The 14,175-nt window shown below is 63.6% G+C and carries 14 protein-coding genes and 1 pseudogene; 6 read left to right on the top strand and 9 right to left on the bottom strand.

Translation table 11 applies throughout. The annotated features are described in order from the left end of the window. Positions 1-10: 10 nt before the first annotated feature. Positions 11-205: pseudogene (locus ACAD63_RS21910) on the top strand (3-hydroxyacyl-CoA dehydrogenase NAD-binding domain-containing protein); the annotation flags it as partial. A gap of 88 nt (positions 206-293) precedes the next feature. Then, positions 294-623: a DUF1484 family protein gene (locus ACAD63_RS21905; protein ID WP_434033264.1), complete on the top strand. Its 330-nt coding sequence runs from the start codon at positions 294-296 to the stop codon at positions 621-623. A 104-nt stretch (positions 624-727) separates the two neighbouring features. Here the strand turns inward: ACAD63_RS21905 and ACAD63_RS21900 are convergent, their stop codons facing one another. The 6 genes from ACAD63_RS21900 to ACAD63_RS21875 all read right to left on the bottom strand — a co-directional run bounded on the left by ACAD63_RS21900 (position 728) and on the right by ACAD63_RS21875 (position 5,321). Beyond that, complete coding sequence (locus ACAD63_RS21900; protein WP_434033263.1) at positions 728-1,495, bottom strand: ElyC/SanA/YdcF family protein; 768 nt, start codon at positions 1,493-1,495, stop codon at positions 728-730. 43 nt (positions 1,496-1,538) lie between these two features. Next, on the bottom strand, positions 1,539-1,937 hold the full coding sequence (locus ACAD63_RS21895) for a DUF350 domain-containing protein (RefSeq protein WP_116322302.1): 399 nt from the start codon (positions 1,935-1,937) through the stop codon (positions 1,539-1,541). Positions 1,938-2,000: 63 nt separating this feature from the next. Then, a complete protein-coding gene (locus ACAD63_RS21890; RefSeq protein ID WP_434033262.1) occupies positions 2,001-2,729 on the bottom strand; it encodes a hypothetical protein in 729 nt (242 codons plus the stop codon). A 4-nt stretch (positions 2,730-2,733) separates the two neighbouring features. Continuing rightward, the gene (locus tag ACAD63_RS21885; RefSeq protein ID WP_434033261.1) at positions 2,734-3,906 is read right to left on the bottom strand and encodes a glutathionylspermidine synthase family protein; all 1,173 of its coding nucleotides are present in this window, start codon (positions 3,904-3,906) and stop codon (positions 2,734-2,736) included. Beyond that, entirely contained in the window at positions 3,906-4,652 is a 747-nt protein-coding gene (locus ACAD63_RS21880; protein WP_434034037.1) for a saccharopine dehydrogenase C-terminal domain-containing protein, read from the bottom strand. The genes ACAD63_RS21885 and ACAD63_RS21880 overlap by 1 nt, the downstream gene beginning before the upstream one ends. A 57-nt stretch (positions 4,653-4,709) precedes the next feature. Next, positions 4,710-5,321, bottom strand: a complete 612-nt coding sequence (locus tag ACAD63_RS21875; RefSeq protein WP_434033260.1) for a saccharopine dehydrogenase NADP-binding domain-containing protein — start codon at positions 5,319-5,321, stop codon at positions 4,710-4,712. On the opposite strand from ACAD63_RS21875, the gene ACAD63_RS21870 reads away from it, so the two are divergent. Beyond that, the gene (locus ACAD63_RS21870) at positions 5,302-5,580 is read left to right on the top strand and encodes a hypothetical protein (RefSeq protein ID WP_434033259.1); all 279 of its coding nucleotides are present in this window, start codon (positions 5,302-5,304) and stop codon (positions 5,578-5,580) included. The genes ACAD63_RS21875 and ACAD63_RS21870 overlap by 20 nt on opposite strands. A gap of 34 nt (positions 5,581-5,614) precedes the next feature. Here ACAD63_RS21870 and ACAD63_RS21865 read toward each other — a convergent pair whose 3' ends face one another. After that, on the bottom strand, positions 5,615-6,124 hold the full coding sequence (locus ACAD63_RS21865) for a hypothetical protein (protein WP_434033258.1): 510 nt from the start codon (positions 6,122-6,124) through the stop codon (positions 5,615-5,617). Between the two features lie 650 nt (positions 6,125-6,774). On the opposite strand from ACAD63_RS21865, the gene ACAD63_RS21860 reads away from it, so the two are divergent. The 3 genes from ACAD63_RS21860 to ACAD63_RS21850 are packed head-to-tail and all read left to right on the top strand — an operon-like array spanning position 6,775 to position 8,209. Next, the gene (locus ACAD63_RS21860) at positions 6,775-7,302 is read left to right on the top strand and encodes a PAAR domain-containing protein (protein WP_218959519.1); all 528 of its coding nucleotides are present in this window, start codon (positions 6,775-6,777) and stop codon (positions 7,300-7,302) included. A 3-nt stretch (positions 7,303-7,305) separates the two neighbouring features. Then, entirely contained in the window at positions 7,306-7,905 is a 600-nt protein-coding gene (locus ACAD63_RS21855) for a hypothetical protein (RefSeq protein ID WP_195427739.1), read from the top strand. After that, a complete protein-coding gene (locus ACAD63_RS21850) occupies positions 7,877-8,209 on the top strand; it encodes a hypothetical protein (protein ID WP_195427740.1) in 333 nt (110 codons plus the stop codon). Before ACAD63_RS21855 ends, ACAD63_RS21850 begins: the two co-directional genes overlap by 29 nt. Positions 8,210-8,319: 110 nt before the next feature. On the opposite strand, the gene ACAD63_RS21845 is transcribed toward ACAD63_RS21850, so the two are convergent. Further along, complete coding sequence (locus tag ACAD63_RS21845; protein ID WP_434033257.1) at positions 8,320-10,962, bottom strand: bifunctional diguanylate cyclase/phosphodiesterase; 2,643 nt, start codon at positions 10,960-10,962, stop codon at positions 8,320-8,322. Positions 10,963-11,353: 391 nt separating this feature from the next. After that, positions 11,354-13,861, bottom strand: coding sequence for an EAL domain-containing protein (locus tag ACAD63_RS21840; protein ID WP_434033256.1), 2,508 nt, complete (start codon positions 13,859-13,861; stop codon positions 11,354-11,356). Between the last annotated feature and the right edge of the window lie 314 nt (positions 13,862-14,175).

Below are 14,175 nucleotides of genomic sequence, written 5' to 3'. Positions count from 1 at the left end.
CGGCGAGAACGTGATCATCGCGTCCAACACCTCGTCGATCTCGATCACCAAGCTGGCCGCGGTGACCTCGCGCGCCGGCCGCTTTATCGGCATGCACTTCTTCAACCCGGTGCCGGTGATGGCCCTGGTCGAACTGATCCGCGGCCTGCAGACCAGCGACGCCACCCACGCCGCCGTGGAAGCGCTGGCGAAGGAACTGGGACGTTTCTTCTTCATCGGCATATCCATGGTCATTACCTCTCATGATATGCCTCGTACACAAAATTCCGGATAGGTCCGTACCGGAGGTCGCAATGACTAGCACCACCCCAGCTCCCCAAGAGCCCACCCTCGCCCAAAAACAAGCCCAACTAGCCGAAAACCTAGCCAAAGCCGACCGCGCCCAGTTCCGCCGCCGCGCCAAAGCCATCCCACCGCAACCCAGCAAAGCCATCACCCTCGAGGACCACATCCTCGAAGCCAGCGACGACCTCCTGCGCGTCAGCGCCGGCCTTCAATCCGTGCTGACCTTGCTGGACCTGCAGGCCGGAGATATCCCCGATAGCATTGGCCTCCACGCCCTACTGTCACCGCTCAAACGGCAGATTGACCAAAGCGCCGACCGCCTCCAGGCGCTTGTCTGACGGGCCACAGGCCCGCGCAACGCGGGTCTGAATGCAAAATGGCGCGAGCCCCTGGTCTCGCGCCGTTCTGCTTCTGACACTGCGAAGTGCCGCAAGCTGAAGCCTCAGTACTCCCTCAACACCCAACTACTGATCGCCGCGAAGTACTCCCGCAACCACGCATTGAATCGAAGGTACAAAGGCGTCTCGGCCCCGACGCCGAATGCTTCGCTGAACCCAGCCTTCCGCGCAATCCCCACCGCCCGCCGCACGTGGAAATCGCTGGTCACCACCACAATCGCACCCGCAGCATCAACGCCCTGCCCCTCCAGCAACCGCCGGCTGAGCACCAGATTCTCCTCAGTACTGGTACTGCGTCCTTCGCGAATCACCTTGTCAGCCGCTATCCCACGCGCAATGAGGTAGTCAGCCATGATGTCCGCCTCAACACACCGCAGCCCAAAGTCCTGCCCACCACTCACAACAACCTTGGCCCCCGGCCACCGCTGCGCCTGCACCAACCCCTGATCCAACCGCGCAATCAACGTCGGCGACGCCTCACAGTTAGGCGTACCAGACCCAAGAATGACAATCGCCTTCACCGACGTCCCCGTCGGCACGGACACGCCCATGCCACTGCGGATGCCATAAAAGAACACCCCGACAGTCACCAGCCACACCGCAAACGCAACCCACCCCGCACGCCAAAGCAACTCCCGCCACCGATCGGCCTTCCGCCACCGCGCCACGCCATCCCAACACAACGCGAGCAACAGAAAGGCAATACCAATACCCCCCGGCAACGTAATGCCGAGGCTGAACAACCCCATCGCCATCAGCCCAACAGCATCCCCAAGCAGCACAGCACCAACCAGCGCCAGCCCAATGCGCACACAATGCCTGCTGCGTTTCACCGCCGGCCCTGCCTCCACCACCTCAGCTAAGACACGCCGCATTCACCACCCCCACCGACAACGAAATCACCCCCATCACCGCCCCAACCCCCCGGTTGTCATTGGAGATCGCCTCACTGACACCCCCCAACGCCCGCGCCGCCACCAGGTATGCCACCACCTGCACAGCAAACGCCCCAAACGCCCACAACAAGAACATCCCAAACGTAGCGTTATGCTGAATGCTCGACGACAACGTCAGCGAGAACCCCAGCGCCGCCCCGCCCAGCGACAACGCCGCCGCTACGTTCCCCTCGCGAATCAGCTGGAATTCCCGATGCGGCGTCACCCGCGTATAGACCAGCAGGAACAACCCCAGCAAGCCAAAGCTGGTGACGATATAGATCAGGTAGGCAAGCGCCGGATGCATGGCATTGACCATAGGTTCGACTCGTTGTCAGTGGATCAGGGAAGGAAATAAGACACAGCGAAAGCGCAGCAACACTCAACCGCCACCAGACCGCCCGGAGCTGCCAAAGCGGCTGGCAAAGCCGCCACGCGACACCACCGGCGCGCGCGACACGGCGGCGGTGCGCATGGACAGCCCCATGGATTGCCCGCGGCCGAGCGAGCTACGGCGCACGGTGGCTTCTTCCACCATCGCGGCGTTCGGCGTGGATGGCGCCCATTGCTGCTGCGTGCGCATGCCGTTGCTGTCGTAGGCAGTCATCGGCCGCAGCGGGCCGGCGGACATGTCGCGCTGGGTCTGCGAGCCGTCGGGGTGATAGACGGTGCCGCTGGCGGTGTAGTACGGGCCGTACCAGCGCGCGTAGTAGGCGGTGCTGCCATGACCGCTGCCTGAACTGCCGTTGGCGCCCGGGCTGCTGGCGGCGTCGGCCAGGCTGGAGCTGTAGAGGTTGCGCGTGTCGTCGGCCGGCACGCTCTCGCAGTCGTTGGGCGTGTTCCAGTCGGCTTCGCAGTCTTGCAGCGTGGCGTAGCTGGCGCGGCGGACGGTCACGCCGGGATCGTCGTCGGCGTCGTCGCTGCAGGAGCCGAGTGCCGCTACGCCGGCGACCACGGCGCAGGCGCCGATGACCCACAGCGTGGGCGACTTCTTCGGCTGGGCGTTGTAGGCCTGCGCCTGCCATGACACCTTGGCGGAGCGGCTGGGCCTGGGGCTGTAGGGGCTGTCGTACTTCGACGGCCGTTGGCTGCCCGGCTTCTTCTTGGCCATGTGCTTACGCGTTCGTGAAGTAGTGTGGAACGAAGAAACTGGTGTTCCTGGCGATGGGCCCGGATTCCTCGCGCACGCACAGGCCGCTGGGCACGTCGTCGACGATCCAGACGCCCAGCGTGGTGTAGCGGCCGTCAAAGCGCCGCGCCGGCGCGTAGGCCTGGTAGATGAAGCCTTCCTCGCCATACTCGCCGGGGTTGTGGACGTGGCCTTCCGGGGTGAGCAGGGTCACGCTCTCGCCTTCGCGCGACAGGAAGGGCTTTTTGGCGTGCGGCTGGCCGGCGAAGCGGCCGGGGTCGAAGCTGGCTTCGAGCAGGTTGGGGTGTCCCGGGAACAGCTCCCACAGGATCGGCAGGATGGCCTTGTTGGACAGCACGGCCTTCCACGGCGGCTCGACCCAGCGCACGGGGCTGTGCGCGAGCTGGTCGCGGTAGTCGGAGGTGGCCATCCATTCCCACGGGTAGAGCTTGAAGACGACTTCCATCGGCACGTCGTCGGCGTCATAGAAGCCGCCGCGGCCGTCGGTGCCGATGTCTTGCAGGTCGACCAGCTTGACGGACCAGCCGGCTTGCAGCGCGGTGTCCATCAGGTACTCGGTGTTGCAGATGTCTTCCTGGCTGTCGAACATGCACGCAAAGTGCAGCACGCTGGCGTTGCGGTAGTGCTGGCGCAGCCATTGCCAGCGCGCCACCAGCGCCTCGTGCAGGCTGTTGAACTGGTCGGCCTGCGGCTGCACGGTGTCTTTCCAGTACCACTGCGCCACGGCGGATTCGATCAGCGAGGTGGGGGTGTCGGCGTTGAACTCGTACAGCTTCGGCACGCCGTGCTCGTCCAGCGTCATGTCGAAGCGGCCGAACAGCGTGGGCTCGTCGCGGTCCCAGGAGGTGCGGATCAGTTGCGCGAAGTCCTGCGGGATGGCCAGGCGCGCGAACAGGTCGTGGTCGATCACGTGCTGCACGGCTTCCAGGCAGCGCTGGTTGAGTTCGTACGCGGCGGCGTACAGCGTTTCGATCTCGTGCTTGCTGAAGGCGTAGGCGGCATCTTCGCGCCAGTAGAAGAAGGTGTTGTCATCGACTTCGCGCGGGACGTTGAACTCGTCCAGTGAATGGAAGTGGAAGCCGACCTTCTCGAGTTCGCGCGGCCAGTTGCGGCGCGGGGTCTGGGGGATGCGTTGCATCAGCAGGCCATTGTCGGAGACGTTGCGGGTTGGCAGGCGACGGGTTGCGCGGTGGCGTCGTCGAGCAGGAAGTCGGTGAAGGCGAGCGACGTGGCGCCCGGCCGCGGCAGCCAGTCGGTGAAATGCACGCTGAGCGGTGCCCACCAGTGCGCGGCATCGGCCAGCACGGGACGGAAGTCGAGCGCGTCGGATTCCACCACGCCGCGCGCGGGGTTGGCCAGCATCCACTGCATGCCGGCGACCAGGCTCGATGCCACCTGCAGGCTGGTGGCGGTGTTGTACGGCGCCAACGAGCGCGCGCGCTGCACGGACAGGCGCGAGCCGTACCAGACCGCGCCGTGCCGGCCGCTCATCAGCAGCACGCCGAGTTCGTCTTCGCCGCACTGGATCTCGTCGCGCAGGATGCGTTCGCTGCGCACACGCGGTGCGGCACGGTCGTCCAGCCATTGCATCGACACCTGCGTGGCGCTGGTGGGGCGATAGGCGTAGTAGACGGTGGGGCGGTATGGCGGCTGGCCGGTGGTGGTGTTGCCAGTCAGGGTCAGGTACTCGGCGATCGAGATCGATTCGTTGTGCGTGATCAGGTACGCGTCGAAGGGGCCATGCTGCGGCGACCACGACCGCACGCGCGTGCGGTGCCCGGGCCGGTTCAGCGCGATGCCCGCGCCGCTGCCGTAGCCGTGGCGATAGCCGTCGGGCGGCAGCGTGGGCTCATGCGTGCCCCAGCCGAGTTCGGCGTCCTGCAGGCATTCGGTGATGAAGCCTTCGGCGGACCAGGTGTTGGCGAATTCGCCGTCGCGCGGTTAGCCGGGAGCTTGCTGGCTGTCGTACTCGGCGACCTGGATGACACGCACGTCGAGGGCGCGCGCGAGTGCGGCCCAGTCGGCGCGGTCTTCAGGCTCGGGCAACTGCAATCCCGCGTTGCCGGCCAGCGCCATCAGCGCGGCCTTGACCAGCACGGACACCAGCCCGGGATTGGCGCCATGCGCGATCAATGCGGTCGGCAGGGATTCGCGGCCGCGGGCGAAGGCGAGCATCTCATCGCGCAGTGCGTAGTTGCTCAGGTGCGAGGCTTGCGGGTCGGCTTCGTAGTCCCATGGTTCGATGCCGGCGTCGACGTACAAGGCGCCGTGTGCCTGCGTCAGTGCGATTAGGTCGCGGCTGCAGACGGACGGGGCGAGGTTCAGCACGAAGGTGCCGGGGCTCAGTAGCGGGCCGAGTACCGTTTCATGGTTGCCGGCGGTGATGTTGGCCTCGACGGCATGCAGGCCGTGTCTGGCTACGAGTTGCATGCGCGTGTGGTCGAGCACGCGGTCGACCACGGTTATCGCCGCCTTTGGCCAGGTTCTCTCCAGCAGCGGCAGCACAGCCTGGCCGATGCAGCCGAAGCCGACGATGACGATTTGTTCGATCACGCAGACCTTTCCGCCTGTAATGGCGATCGGCCATGCCGGCGCTGCGGTGGTTGCCGCCACGCCGGCCCCGGGCCGGGCGCCTGGTTTTTATTCGTTTTGTCTGGAGTTGCCAGAGATGGCGAAGGCAATACTATCGCGGGCAATGGTTGCTGCCAAGCATGCGCGCAGACCTTGGCAACGCAGGCGGTATGCCGAGGCGTTGATGGTGACGGGCCTGCTCGCGGTATGGTGGGCGGCCAATGGGCCCAGCGATGAATGACCAAGCGGGCAAGGCCGCTTATCTGCCCGCTTGGCTATCTCGGGATCTTGCGGATATCCCGCACAGAATAGTAGAGCCCACTCATCTTTGGCGCCTTGCTGGAACCAGTGAGGGGAGCAATGTAGGCAGCTCGTATGTTTTGAAGCGAGCCGCTTCGCCCCAACCCTTCAAAATTGGATGCCACGCAATAGTAGGCTCGCGCTTTGTAGCGCACGATCCCGTAGACCGCCTGAGTTGGATCGATTCTCTCTGGACTCTCTTTCCCCACTCGCTTGGCTTTGAGGATTGACATCCTTTGTGAGCCAACTATAAGCAGATCCCCTTGGCTTCTGGCGCTGGATGCATACCCGTAGCTGATTCCTTTATGCTGATAGCTCAGGACCGAATACCCGCGTATCTCGTCGTCGCTGATGGTGGCCTCGCCACCAAGCTCCTGGTATGTGCCAGCCTTGTAGCTTTCCATCAATACGCAGCTGTCAAAAACCGGCGACGGCACTTGGGCGAAGGCCTGGGGAGCGAGCGCCAAGCCAGCAAAAATCGCCACTATCAGCTTCGCAGGTATCCCTTTGTGTCCGGTGCATAGTGGCCCCTTGGCAGGCTGATCGGTATCTAGGTATTCCCAGGAGACGCGGCAGCAGTTGGGCTGGTCTTTCGCCGGCTGGTTCTGAACGAGGACGTACAGGTACTGGGAAGTGTGGAGGACATGCCCGCAAGAGCGGACACCGCGAGGGATAGTATGCAATGCGCGTCTCCCTGGTTATCAAATGTTTGCCCCGCTATCTATAGCGAAAGGCGCGGGGAAGGAATTTGAGTTGTGTCCTGGGACTCGCAAATATCGCCAATTTTCAAATTTGCCAGCTCGAGCCTGCGGGCAAGCCGATCCGCGTGCAGCGCCTGCCGACGACGATCGCCTCTGCGGGAGGGGCCGTCGTGACCAGGGTCCGCGCTACGGCAAAGGGGCTCTTCCGCGAAGCCGTCGATGCAGTCAAGAGCATCGGGCAACGGATCTGGGTTGGCGTTGGCAGATGGCTGTGAGGAATCTCCCGCTTGGAGGACTTCTTCGGATGCCGTGTTCAAGCAGAAGTCTCGTCGCTACATATGGCGACTACCCTTCCAAAAAGCCGGAAAAGTCTGATTTATGCCGTTACTGCACGCGGCTATAAGGGAGTTCCACCTTTTAAGGGAGAGGACTCCATGATGAAGGGCATTGTTTGCAAGGGCGATGGCACGACGCACGGCGGGACCGTTCTGGAAGGCATTCCCAACTTTCTGGTGCACGGCGTGCCCGTGGCTGGCGTAGGGCATATGGTGTTTTGCCCGAAGTGCAAGGGCGCCTTCCCGATTATCGAGGGCGACTCCGGATTCACCGCACACAATTACTCCGTGGCGCTTCATGGGATGCGTACCGCATGTGGCGCCCTCCTTATTTCATCAACTAGCGGATTCGCCAATGTCGAGTATCCAAGAGGCATAGGGTCTGCCTACGTCGGAGCAGGTAGTCCACGGTGCGACACGGACACAGGCACAGACTCGACAGTCGGCTTCGACGATCGCTATGTGCTGTTGGATAGCAAGACAGCGCAGCCGCTTGCCAGCACTGAATATGCGATACGTCGAGCCAGTGGTAACGCTGAGTTTGGCGTAACTGACGTTGAAGGCAGAACGCACCTATTGGCAGCTGACGCGCAGGCGGAAGACGTCACAATCTTCGTTGAGGGGTGAGCCATGACGAATCAGCTCGTATCTCCAACCTCTGGCAAGACCTTGATTCGCCAGGCAACGCGGACGACCACGCCCGTGTCGGCGGACGAACCAAAGCCTGTTCAAGTCGAGCGAGCGTTCATCGAAGTCGTGATCTTCGATGGCCGTCTGATTAGTCGTGGTTCACAGTTCGGCCACGTGGCCATAGAGATCGATGGCACCGTTTACAGCCGCGCACCTTCGACCTATTTCAAGGGGTCCTATACTAAGTACCTGCGCAGCAATACGGCACAAACCGTGTCGGACGAATCGGGAAGCCATCCTGGCATGTATCGGGATGGCATTGGCATGTACCTTTGGGTGTCACCGCGTGAAATGAAGCTGATCCGTGATGAACTGGAAAGACGGGTCGCCGAGAACTCTAAGTACAGCCTGTTCGGCAATTCGTGCAGCACCAATGTCGCTGATGTACTAGAACTGGCGGGGATTCTTGCGCATGACCCACGCGGTTTCGATCTGGTTTCGCCGGCTGACGTGCTGATGGGGCTGAGAAGATCGAATCGGCTTGTTGAGGAACGACACTACAAGAAGGGCTATGAAGGTGGCGCGTCGGGAAATTGGTAAGCGCAGATCCTACGTCATATGGCTAGGTCTCGCAGCGGTTGCTGTTGTTCTATTCGGCCTGGTCGGCGGCTATCGCCTGGATTTCGAAAGCCGGGTCGTGGCGAAACGTGTTGCGCTATACCAGGAATGGGAAGGCATGCTAGACCCTGCGGCGAAGGTCGTTGGTTATGTCGAGCCCGGCACCGAGTGCCGGTTGTTTCAGGTCGGCGCGAAATCGATACTGAACTTCCGGGTCAGGTGTGGCAACCTGATCGGTTGGACGGCCGAAGGCTATTCATTCGACCCGCCCATCACTACGCGCTGACGGAAGAATGGAGTCCGCCAAATTGGCGAGACTCCATTGTCGCAATTGGTAGGTCCAAGAACGAAGCCCAGACGAGCCCCCGACCAAAACACCGAAGGACGCCGCTCGCCTCAAGTCACGGCGCTCACAAACGCCTCGAACGCGCTGGCCTCCACCGGCGGACAAAAGAAGTGGCCTTGCCCGTAGTCGCAACCAGCGGCCACCAGGATGTCGCGCTGCGACTCCGTCTCCACGCCCTCGGCAATCACCCTGATGCGCAGTGCATGCGCCATGCTGATGATGGCGTGGCACAAGGCCACGTCGTCCGGGCCCCGCGTCAGCGAGCGGATGAAGGACTGGTCGATCTTGATGTAGTCAATGTCCAGGCGCCGCAGGTACGACAAGGACGAGTAGCCGGTGCCGAAGTCGTCGAGCGCGATCTCGATGCCAGCCGCCTGGAAGCGGGAGAGCTGGTCCATGACATCGGCGTTCTGCTCCATCAGCGAGCCTTCGGTGATCTCGATGACGAGGCTGCCCACCGGCACGTTCCTGCGCTCGATCATCTTGGACCAGGACTCGGGCCCGCTCGCAGGCGCGCAGAACTCCACGGGTGATTTGTTGACCGAGATCTGGAAGCCCTTGCCCAGCACCACCTGCCAGCGCGCAAGCTGGTCCAGCGCTTCGGTCAGCACCCAGCGGCCGATGTCGATGATGAGGCCGGATTCCTCCGCAACGGCAATGAAATCGGCCGGACGGATCGGCCCGCGCACCGGATGGTCCCAGCGGATCAGGGCCTCGGCCTTGCAGACCTTGCCCGTGCGCAGATTGACAATGGGCTGGTAGTGCAGCGCGAACTGCCCGGACGCCAGCGCCGTGCGCAGGTCCTGCGTGATGCGCAGGCGCTCCCTCTCCACCTGCAGCAGCGCCTGGGTGAAGACCTTCCAGCGATTGCGGCCCTCCTCCTTGGCGGCAAACATCGCCTGGTCGGCGCACACCAGAAGGGCCTCGGCGTTGTCAGCGTCCTTGGGCCAGGTCGCCACGCCGATGCTGGCCGACACCACCACCAGCTCGTCGGCCAGGCGGTAAGGCGCGGCAATCCGCTCCAGGATCGCCTCGGCAATGTCCCCGGCAACGCCGGCATCGCCCACCGCGGGCAGGATCACGGTGAACTCGTCGCCGGCCAGCCGCGCCACGGTATCCGACGCGCGCACCGATGCCGCAATGCGCCGCGCCGCCTCCAGCAGCAACTGGTCGCCCTGGTCGTGCCCGAGGGTATCGTTCACCTCCTTGAAGCGATCCAGGTCGATGAACAGCAGCGCCAGCACGTCCTGCGTGCCGCGCGAACGCTCGATCTCCTGTTCCAGCCGGTCGAAGAACAGGCGGCGGTTGGGCAGGTCCGTGAGCGCATCGAAATTCGCCTGGTGCCGGATGACTTCCTCCGCCTGGCGCTTCTCGGTCATGTCATGGATCAGCGCAACGCGGCAGCGCTCGCCATACGCGTGGGCCAGGTAGGTATCCACGGTCAGGTAGGCGGGAAACTCGCTGCCGTCCTTGCGGCGGATCGAGAATTCGCCGCTCCATCTGCCCTTGGCTGCCACGGTTGCCCGCAGGCGTTCGACCAGCCCTGCCGCATTGCCTGCCCCGCTGACGCTATAGCCCGAGCGGCCCCTGATCTCCTCGGCTGTATAGCCGGTGGCAGCGGCAAAGGCCGGATTCACGTCGATAATGGTGCCATCGAGTGACGTCACCACCATGGCCTCGCTGCTGGACGAATAGACCAGCGAAGCCAGCCGCATTTCCTCCATATGGCGCCGTCGCTCCGCCATGGAGCGGCGCAGGCTGTAGTACAGCAGGGCAAGCAGCAGCGTGGAAGCCATGGCACCGGCCAGGGCAACGCGGCGATAGACCTCGTAGGGCGCCAGCACCAGGCCGACCGACTCGCCCACCACAAAATTGAGGCCGAACTCCGGCAATCGGTAATAGCCGAAGACCCGCTCCACGTCTTCGGAGCCCGACACCGCCCGATAACTACCAGACTCGGGCGACCCGCTGGCGAGGTACGGCCTGTTGCTGGCCACCCTGGCCAGCGTGCCCTCCAGGGCCGGCACGCGCGCAATGACCTGCCCGGAAGTCTTGATGACCGACGCCACTTCGCCATCGCGGTTAGTGAACGTCTGCGCAAAGCTGGCGAACTGCTCCGGACTGACCGAGACCACGATGACCCCGTCGAAGCTGCCTGCGCGCAGGATGGGGCGCGTGAACTGGATCGACCATTTGCGCGAGACCTTGCCCTTCACCGGGTCGCTGATGAACAGCATGTCGCGCCCGCCCGCGTGCTGATGGACCCGGAAATGCTCGCGCCCGCTCAAGTCGACTTTCTCGCCGGGCGTGGGCGAGGCAATGGACGAGTAGAGGAGCAGACCATGCTTGTCGATCACCGACACCTGGAACGACAGGTCCACCACCAGGTTCTGCCGCTCACGCACCATCTCGATGAACCCCGGCTGGCCGGCCAGCCAACTGGCCCGCAGGTCCAGGAGGAACTCGGACAGCCGCAGGATGCTGGATTTCGAGTACGCGCCGAACGCCTGGGCCTGCGCCTGGGTACGCTTCGCGGCGTCGTGCAGCAAGCGGTCCCGCTCGCTCACGAGCTGAAACGCCGCGAACGCCCATGTTGCTATCAGCCATGCCGCCGCCGCCAGGTTCAACGGGGAAAAGACCTCGCGCAGGCGCTGCAGCGCCTTGCCATAGCGGGTGGTCGAGCGTTCTGGCATCAAATGGGTATCGCAGCGCAGCGAAGAATCGACATCGATAGCAGGCTAGTCGAGGTCAGCGAACCCGACAAGCAGCACGCACTCTAGTCCCATGCTCACCGCGTGATGCCGAGGCCGGCGTGCGCCGAAAGCGGCACGTGGTGATCTTGCCCCGCTGCTCGCGAATGCGAGGGGGCGGGTATCGGCGACCAGCTGAGTGTGCCAAGGCTGGCCAGCAGGCATGATGGCAACTATGTGCCATTCCGGCCTGATTGGCGCCCCCCAAAAGGGGGCTAAGGCATTTACGCGGACCGAGTGCCGGCTGTTTCAGGTCGGCGCGAAGTCGGTACTGAACTTCCGGGTCAAGTGTGGTGGGCGCGCCAAGCATGCATCTGGTGGCTAGCCAATGACGTCAGGCCCCAAAACCTGCACGCTGCAACCGCTCAGCCGCCACAGGCCGCCCCAGCAAAAACCCCTGCCCCCGATCACACCCAATCTCCCGCAAAAACCGCAACTGCTCCTCGTTCTCCACCCCCTCCGCCACCACCGCCAACCCAAGCGACCGCGCCATGGCAACAATCGCCCGCACGATCGCACTGTCACGCCGCCGACCATCGATACCAGCAAGAAACGACCGGTCCACCTTCAGCGTATCCACCGGCAACGTCTGCAAATACGTGAACGACGAGTACCCCGTCCCAAAATCATCAATAGCAAGACTCACCCCACGCCGCGCGAGCTCGCCCAGCAGCGCTTCCGTCACCCCATTGCCGGTCATGGCCATGCTCTCGACCAGTTCCAGCTGCAGCCTGCCCGGCGGCAAGCCGGCATCGCTCAGGATCGTAGTGAGGTCATGCAGGAACTGCTCGTGGCGGCATTGCCGCGCGGAGAGGTTGACGGCGATCCGGCCGAACGCGAAACCCTCTTCGATCCAGCGGCGCGCCTGCCTGCAGGCTTCGCGCAGTACCCAGGCGCCGATCGGCATGATCAATGCCGAATCCTCGGCGGCGGTGATGAACGCGCCCGGTGCCAGCAGACCCCGCGTCGGATGCTGCCAGCGCAGCAGCGCTTCCACGCTGACGATGGCCCCGCTGCGCAGGTCGAAGACCGGCTGGTAGTGCAGGCGGAATTCGTTGGCCGCCAGGGCGTTGCGCAGCTCGGTTTCCAGCGTGATCCGCTCCATCGAGGATGAGGTCATCTGCGTGGAGAAGAAGCGGAAACTGTTCTTGCCTTCCTCCTTGGCCGCGTACATGGCGCGATCGGCCTGCATCAGCAGCTGTTTCTGGTCGGTGCCGTCGTCGGGGTAGATGCTGATGCCGATGCTCGGTGTCACGAACACGGTTTGTCCGTTGGTGTCGATGGGGTGCCCGACAGCGCTCAGCAATCCCTGGGCAATCTGCGCGACGTGGCGGATGTCTTCGATGTCCTCGATGACCACGGTGAATTCGTCCCCGGCCAGGCGCGCCACCGTGTCGCTTTCGCGAACGGATTCCCTGAGCCGCCGGGCGATGGCCTTGAGGGCCTGGTCGCCCACGCCGTGCCCCATGGTGTCGTTGATCAGCTTGAAGCGGTCGAGGTCGATGAACATCACGGCCACCCGCCTGGCGGCACGCTCGGCGCGGGCAATGGCCTGCTTCAGGCGCTCGCTGAACAGGGTACGGTTCGGCAGGGCCGTGAGGGCATCGTGCATTGCCAGGTGGTTCAGGCGCTCCTCGTCCATCCGCCGCTGGGTGATGTCCGAAAAGATGGCGGCGTAGTGCGTGCAGTCGCCATCGGGGCTGTGGATGCCAGAGATCGACAGGTACTCCAGGTAGAGTTCACCGTTCTTGCGGCGATTCCAGATCTCGCCCTGCCAGCCGCCATGCTCGCGTAGCTGGCGCCACAGCGACCGATAGAACTCGGGGCCCTGTTTTCCCGAGTTCAGCATGCGCGGGGTCTTGCCGATGGCATCGGCCCGGGAGTAGCCGGTCAGTTGCGTAAAGGCCGGATTCACCCGCTCGATTACACCATTCCGGTCCGTCACCATGACGCCGTCGAGCGTGGCTTCGAACACGCGGTCGGCCAGCTTCAGGTGATAGGCGGATTGCAGCAGGGCTTCATCGCGCTCGCGCAGCGCCAGCTGCAGCTCGTGCACATACTCGTATTCGATATGGCTCAGGATGTCGGCCAGGCTCAGCACACCCACCAGTTCGCCGTGGTCGTGGTGCTGGTCGTCAAATATGCCGACATGGCGTATGCGGTGTTCGATCAGCGTCTGGCGAGCCGCGTAGAGGCTTTGGGATCGCCGCAATGCGCGCAGGGGGCGCGCTGCGTGTTCGGCCACCGTGCCGCCCAGCGCATTGGCGGCTGCCAGGCGGACAATATCGCGTTCGGTCAGGATGCCGTACTCGCCTGCGGGGTAGCGGACGATGATGGCGCTCAGCCCGCCGGTGCGCATGGCGTGCATCGCGTCGGGCAGGCTGGTGTCGGGCGCCAGCACGACAGGCCGGGACAATCTGACCGAATCGATCGGCCTGGTGCGCAGGAAGAATTCCGCACCGTGGCCCATGACAAGATCGGTCTGCGAGAGCATGCCGAGCGGGTGTCCGGCATCGTCGACCACCAGGCAATGGCGGATACCCTTGTTCTTGAAATGGACGACCGCATCGCCAAGGCGCGTGCGGCCGGGCAGGGACTGCACGGGATGGCTCATCAGCGCGCTGATCGGACTGGACAGCGCGTCGGCCGCGTCGCCGAGTGTCAGCGCATCGCGTTCGGTCCAGATGCCGACAGCGCGCCCCTGGTCCATCACGACGATCGAACTGCAGCGGCGCGCCGTCATTCTTGCGACAACTTCGCTGACGGGAGTCAGTGGCTCGCACTCCAGCGTTGATTTCGATACCAGGCGTTCGATCTCGATATCCAGGGTGTGATGCGGCATGTTGTACCCGTAATGTCTGTGTCTTTCTTTTGTTCAGCGCTATCCGTTAGCGCTCGCCAGCATAGTGGCGGGATCGGTGGCAACCGTTGATGTAGATCAAGGCGGAATCTGCGTGTGCCAAATGGATACGCTGGCGAGGGCGCGGATAGCGCGGTGCCCGCCGACGAGTGACATGCCGGCTCGCAGCGGGCCTGAAAACAAAACGGCGCGGGCCATCTGGTCTCGCGCCGTTTTGGTTCGGGTGCTGCGAAGTGCCGCAAGGCGAAGCCTCAGTCCTCCCAATGTGCCCCCAAAACGTGGTCCATTTCAGCCTT

This window comes from Cupriavidus sp. a3 (genome assembly GCF_051015765.1).
GTDB classification, from domain to species: domain Bacteria; phylum Pseudomonadota; class Gammaproteobacteria; order Burkholderiales; family Burkholderiaceae; genus Cupriavidus; species Cupriavidus oxalaticus_A.
Note: the sequence above shows the minus strand (reverse complement) of the source record. Positions and strands in the feature narration are given on the sequence as shown.

Coding starts and splice junctions, on each gene's coding strand:
- ACAD63_RS21905 (WP_434033264.1), top strand. CDS start 294: ATGACTAGCACCACCCCAGCTCCCCAAGAGCCCACCCTCGCCCAAAAA.
- ACAD63_RS21895 (WP_116322302.1), bottom strand. CDS start 1,937: ATGGTCAATGCCATGCATCCGGCGCTTGCCTACCTGATCTATATCGTC.
- ACAD63_RS21885 (WP_434033261.1), bottom strand. CDS start 3,906: ATGCAACGCATCCCCCAGACCCCGCGCCGCAACTGGCCGCGCGAACTC.
- ACAD63_RS21840 (WP_434033256.1), bottom strand. CDS start 13,861: ATGCCGCATCACACCCTGGATATCGAGATCGAACGCCTGGTATCGAAA.
- ACAD63_RS21860 (WP_218959519.1), top strand. CDS start 6,775: ATGATGAAGGGCATTGTTTGCAAGGGCGATGGCACGACGCACGGCGGG.
- ACAD63_RS21890 (WP_434033262.1), bottom strand. CDS start 2,729: ATGGCCAAGAAGAAGCCGGGCAGCCAACGGCCGTCGAAGTACGACAGC.
- ACAD63_RS21850 (WP_195427740.1), top strand. CDS start 7,877: ATGAAGGTGGCGCGTCGGGAAATTGGTAAGCGCAGATCCTACGTCATA.
- ACAD63_RS21855 (WP_195427739.1), top strand. CDS start 7,306: ATGACGAATCAGCTCGTATCTCCAACCTCTGGCAAGACCTTGATTCGC.
- ACAD63_RS21845 (WP_434033257.1), bottom strand. CDS start 10,962: ATGCCAGAACGCTCGACCACCCGCTATGGCAAGGCGCTGCAGCGCCTG.
- ACAD63_RS21870 (WP_434033259.1), top strand. CDS start 5,302: ATGACGATTTGTTCGATCACGCAGACCTTTCCGCCTGTAATGGCGATC.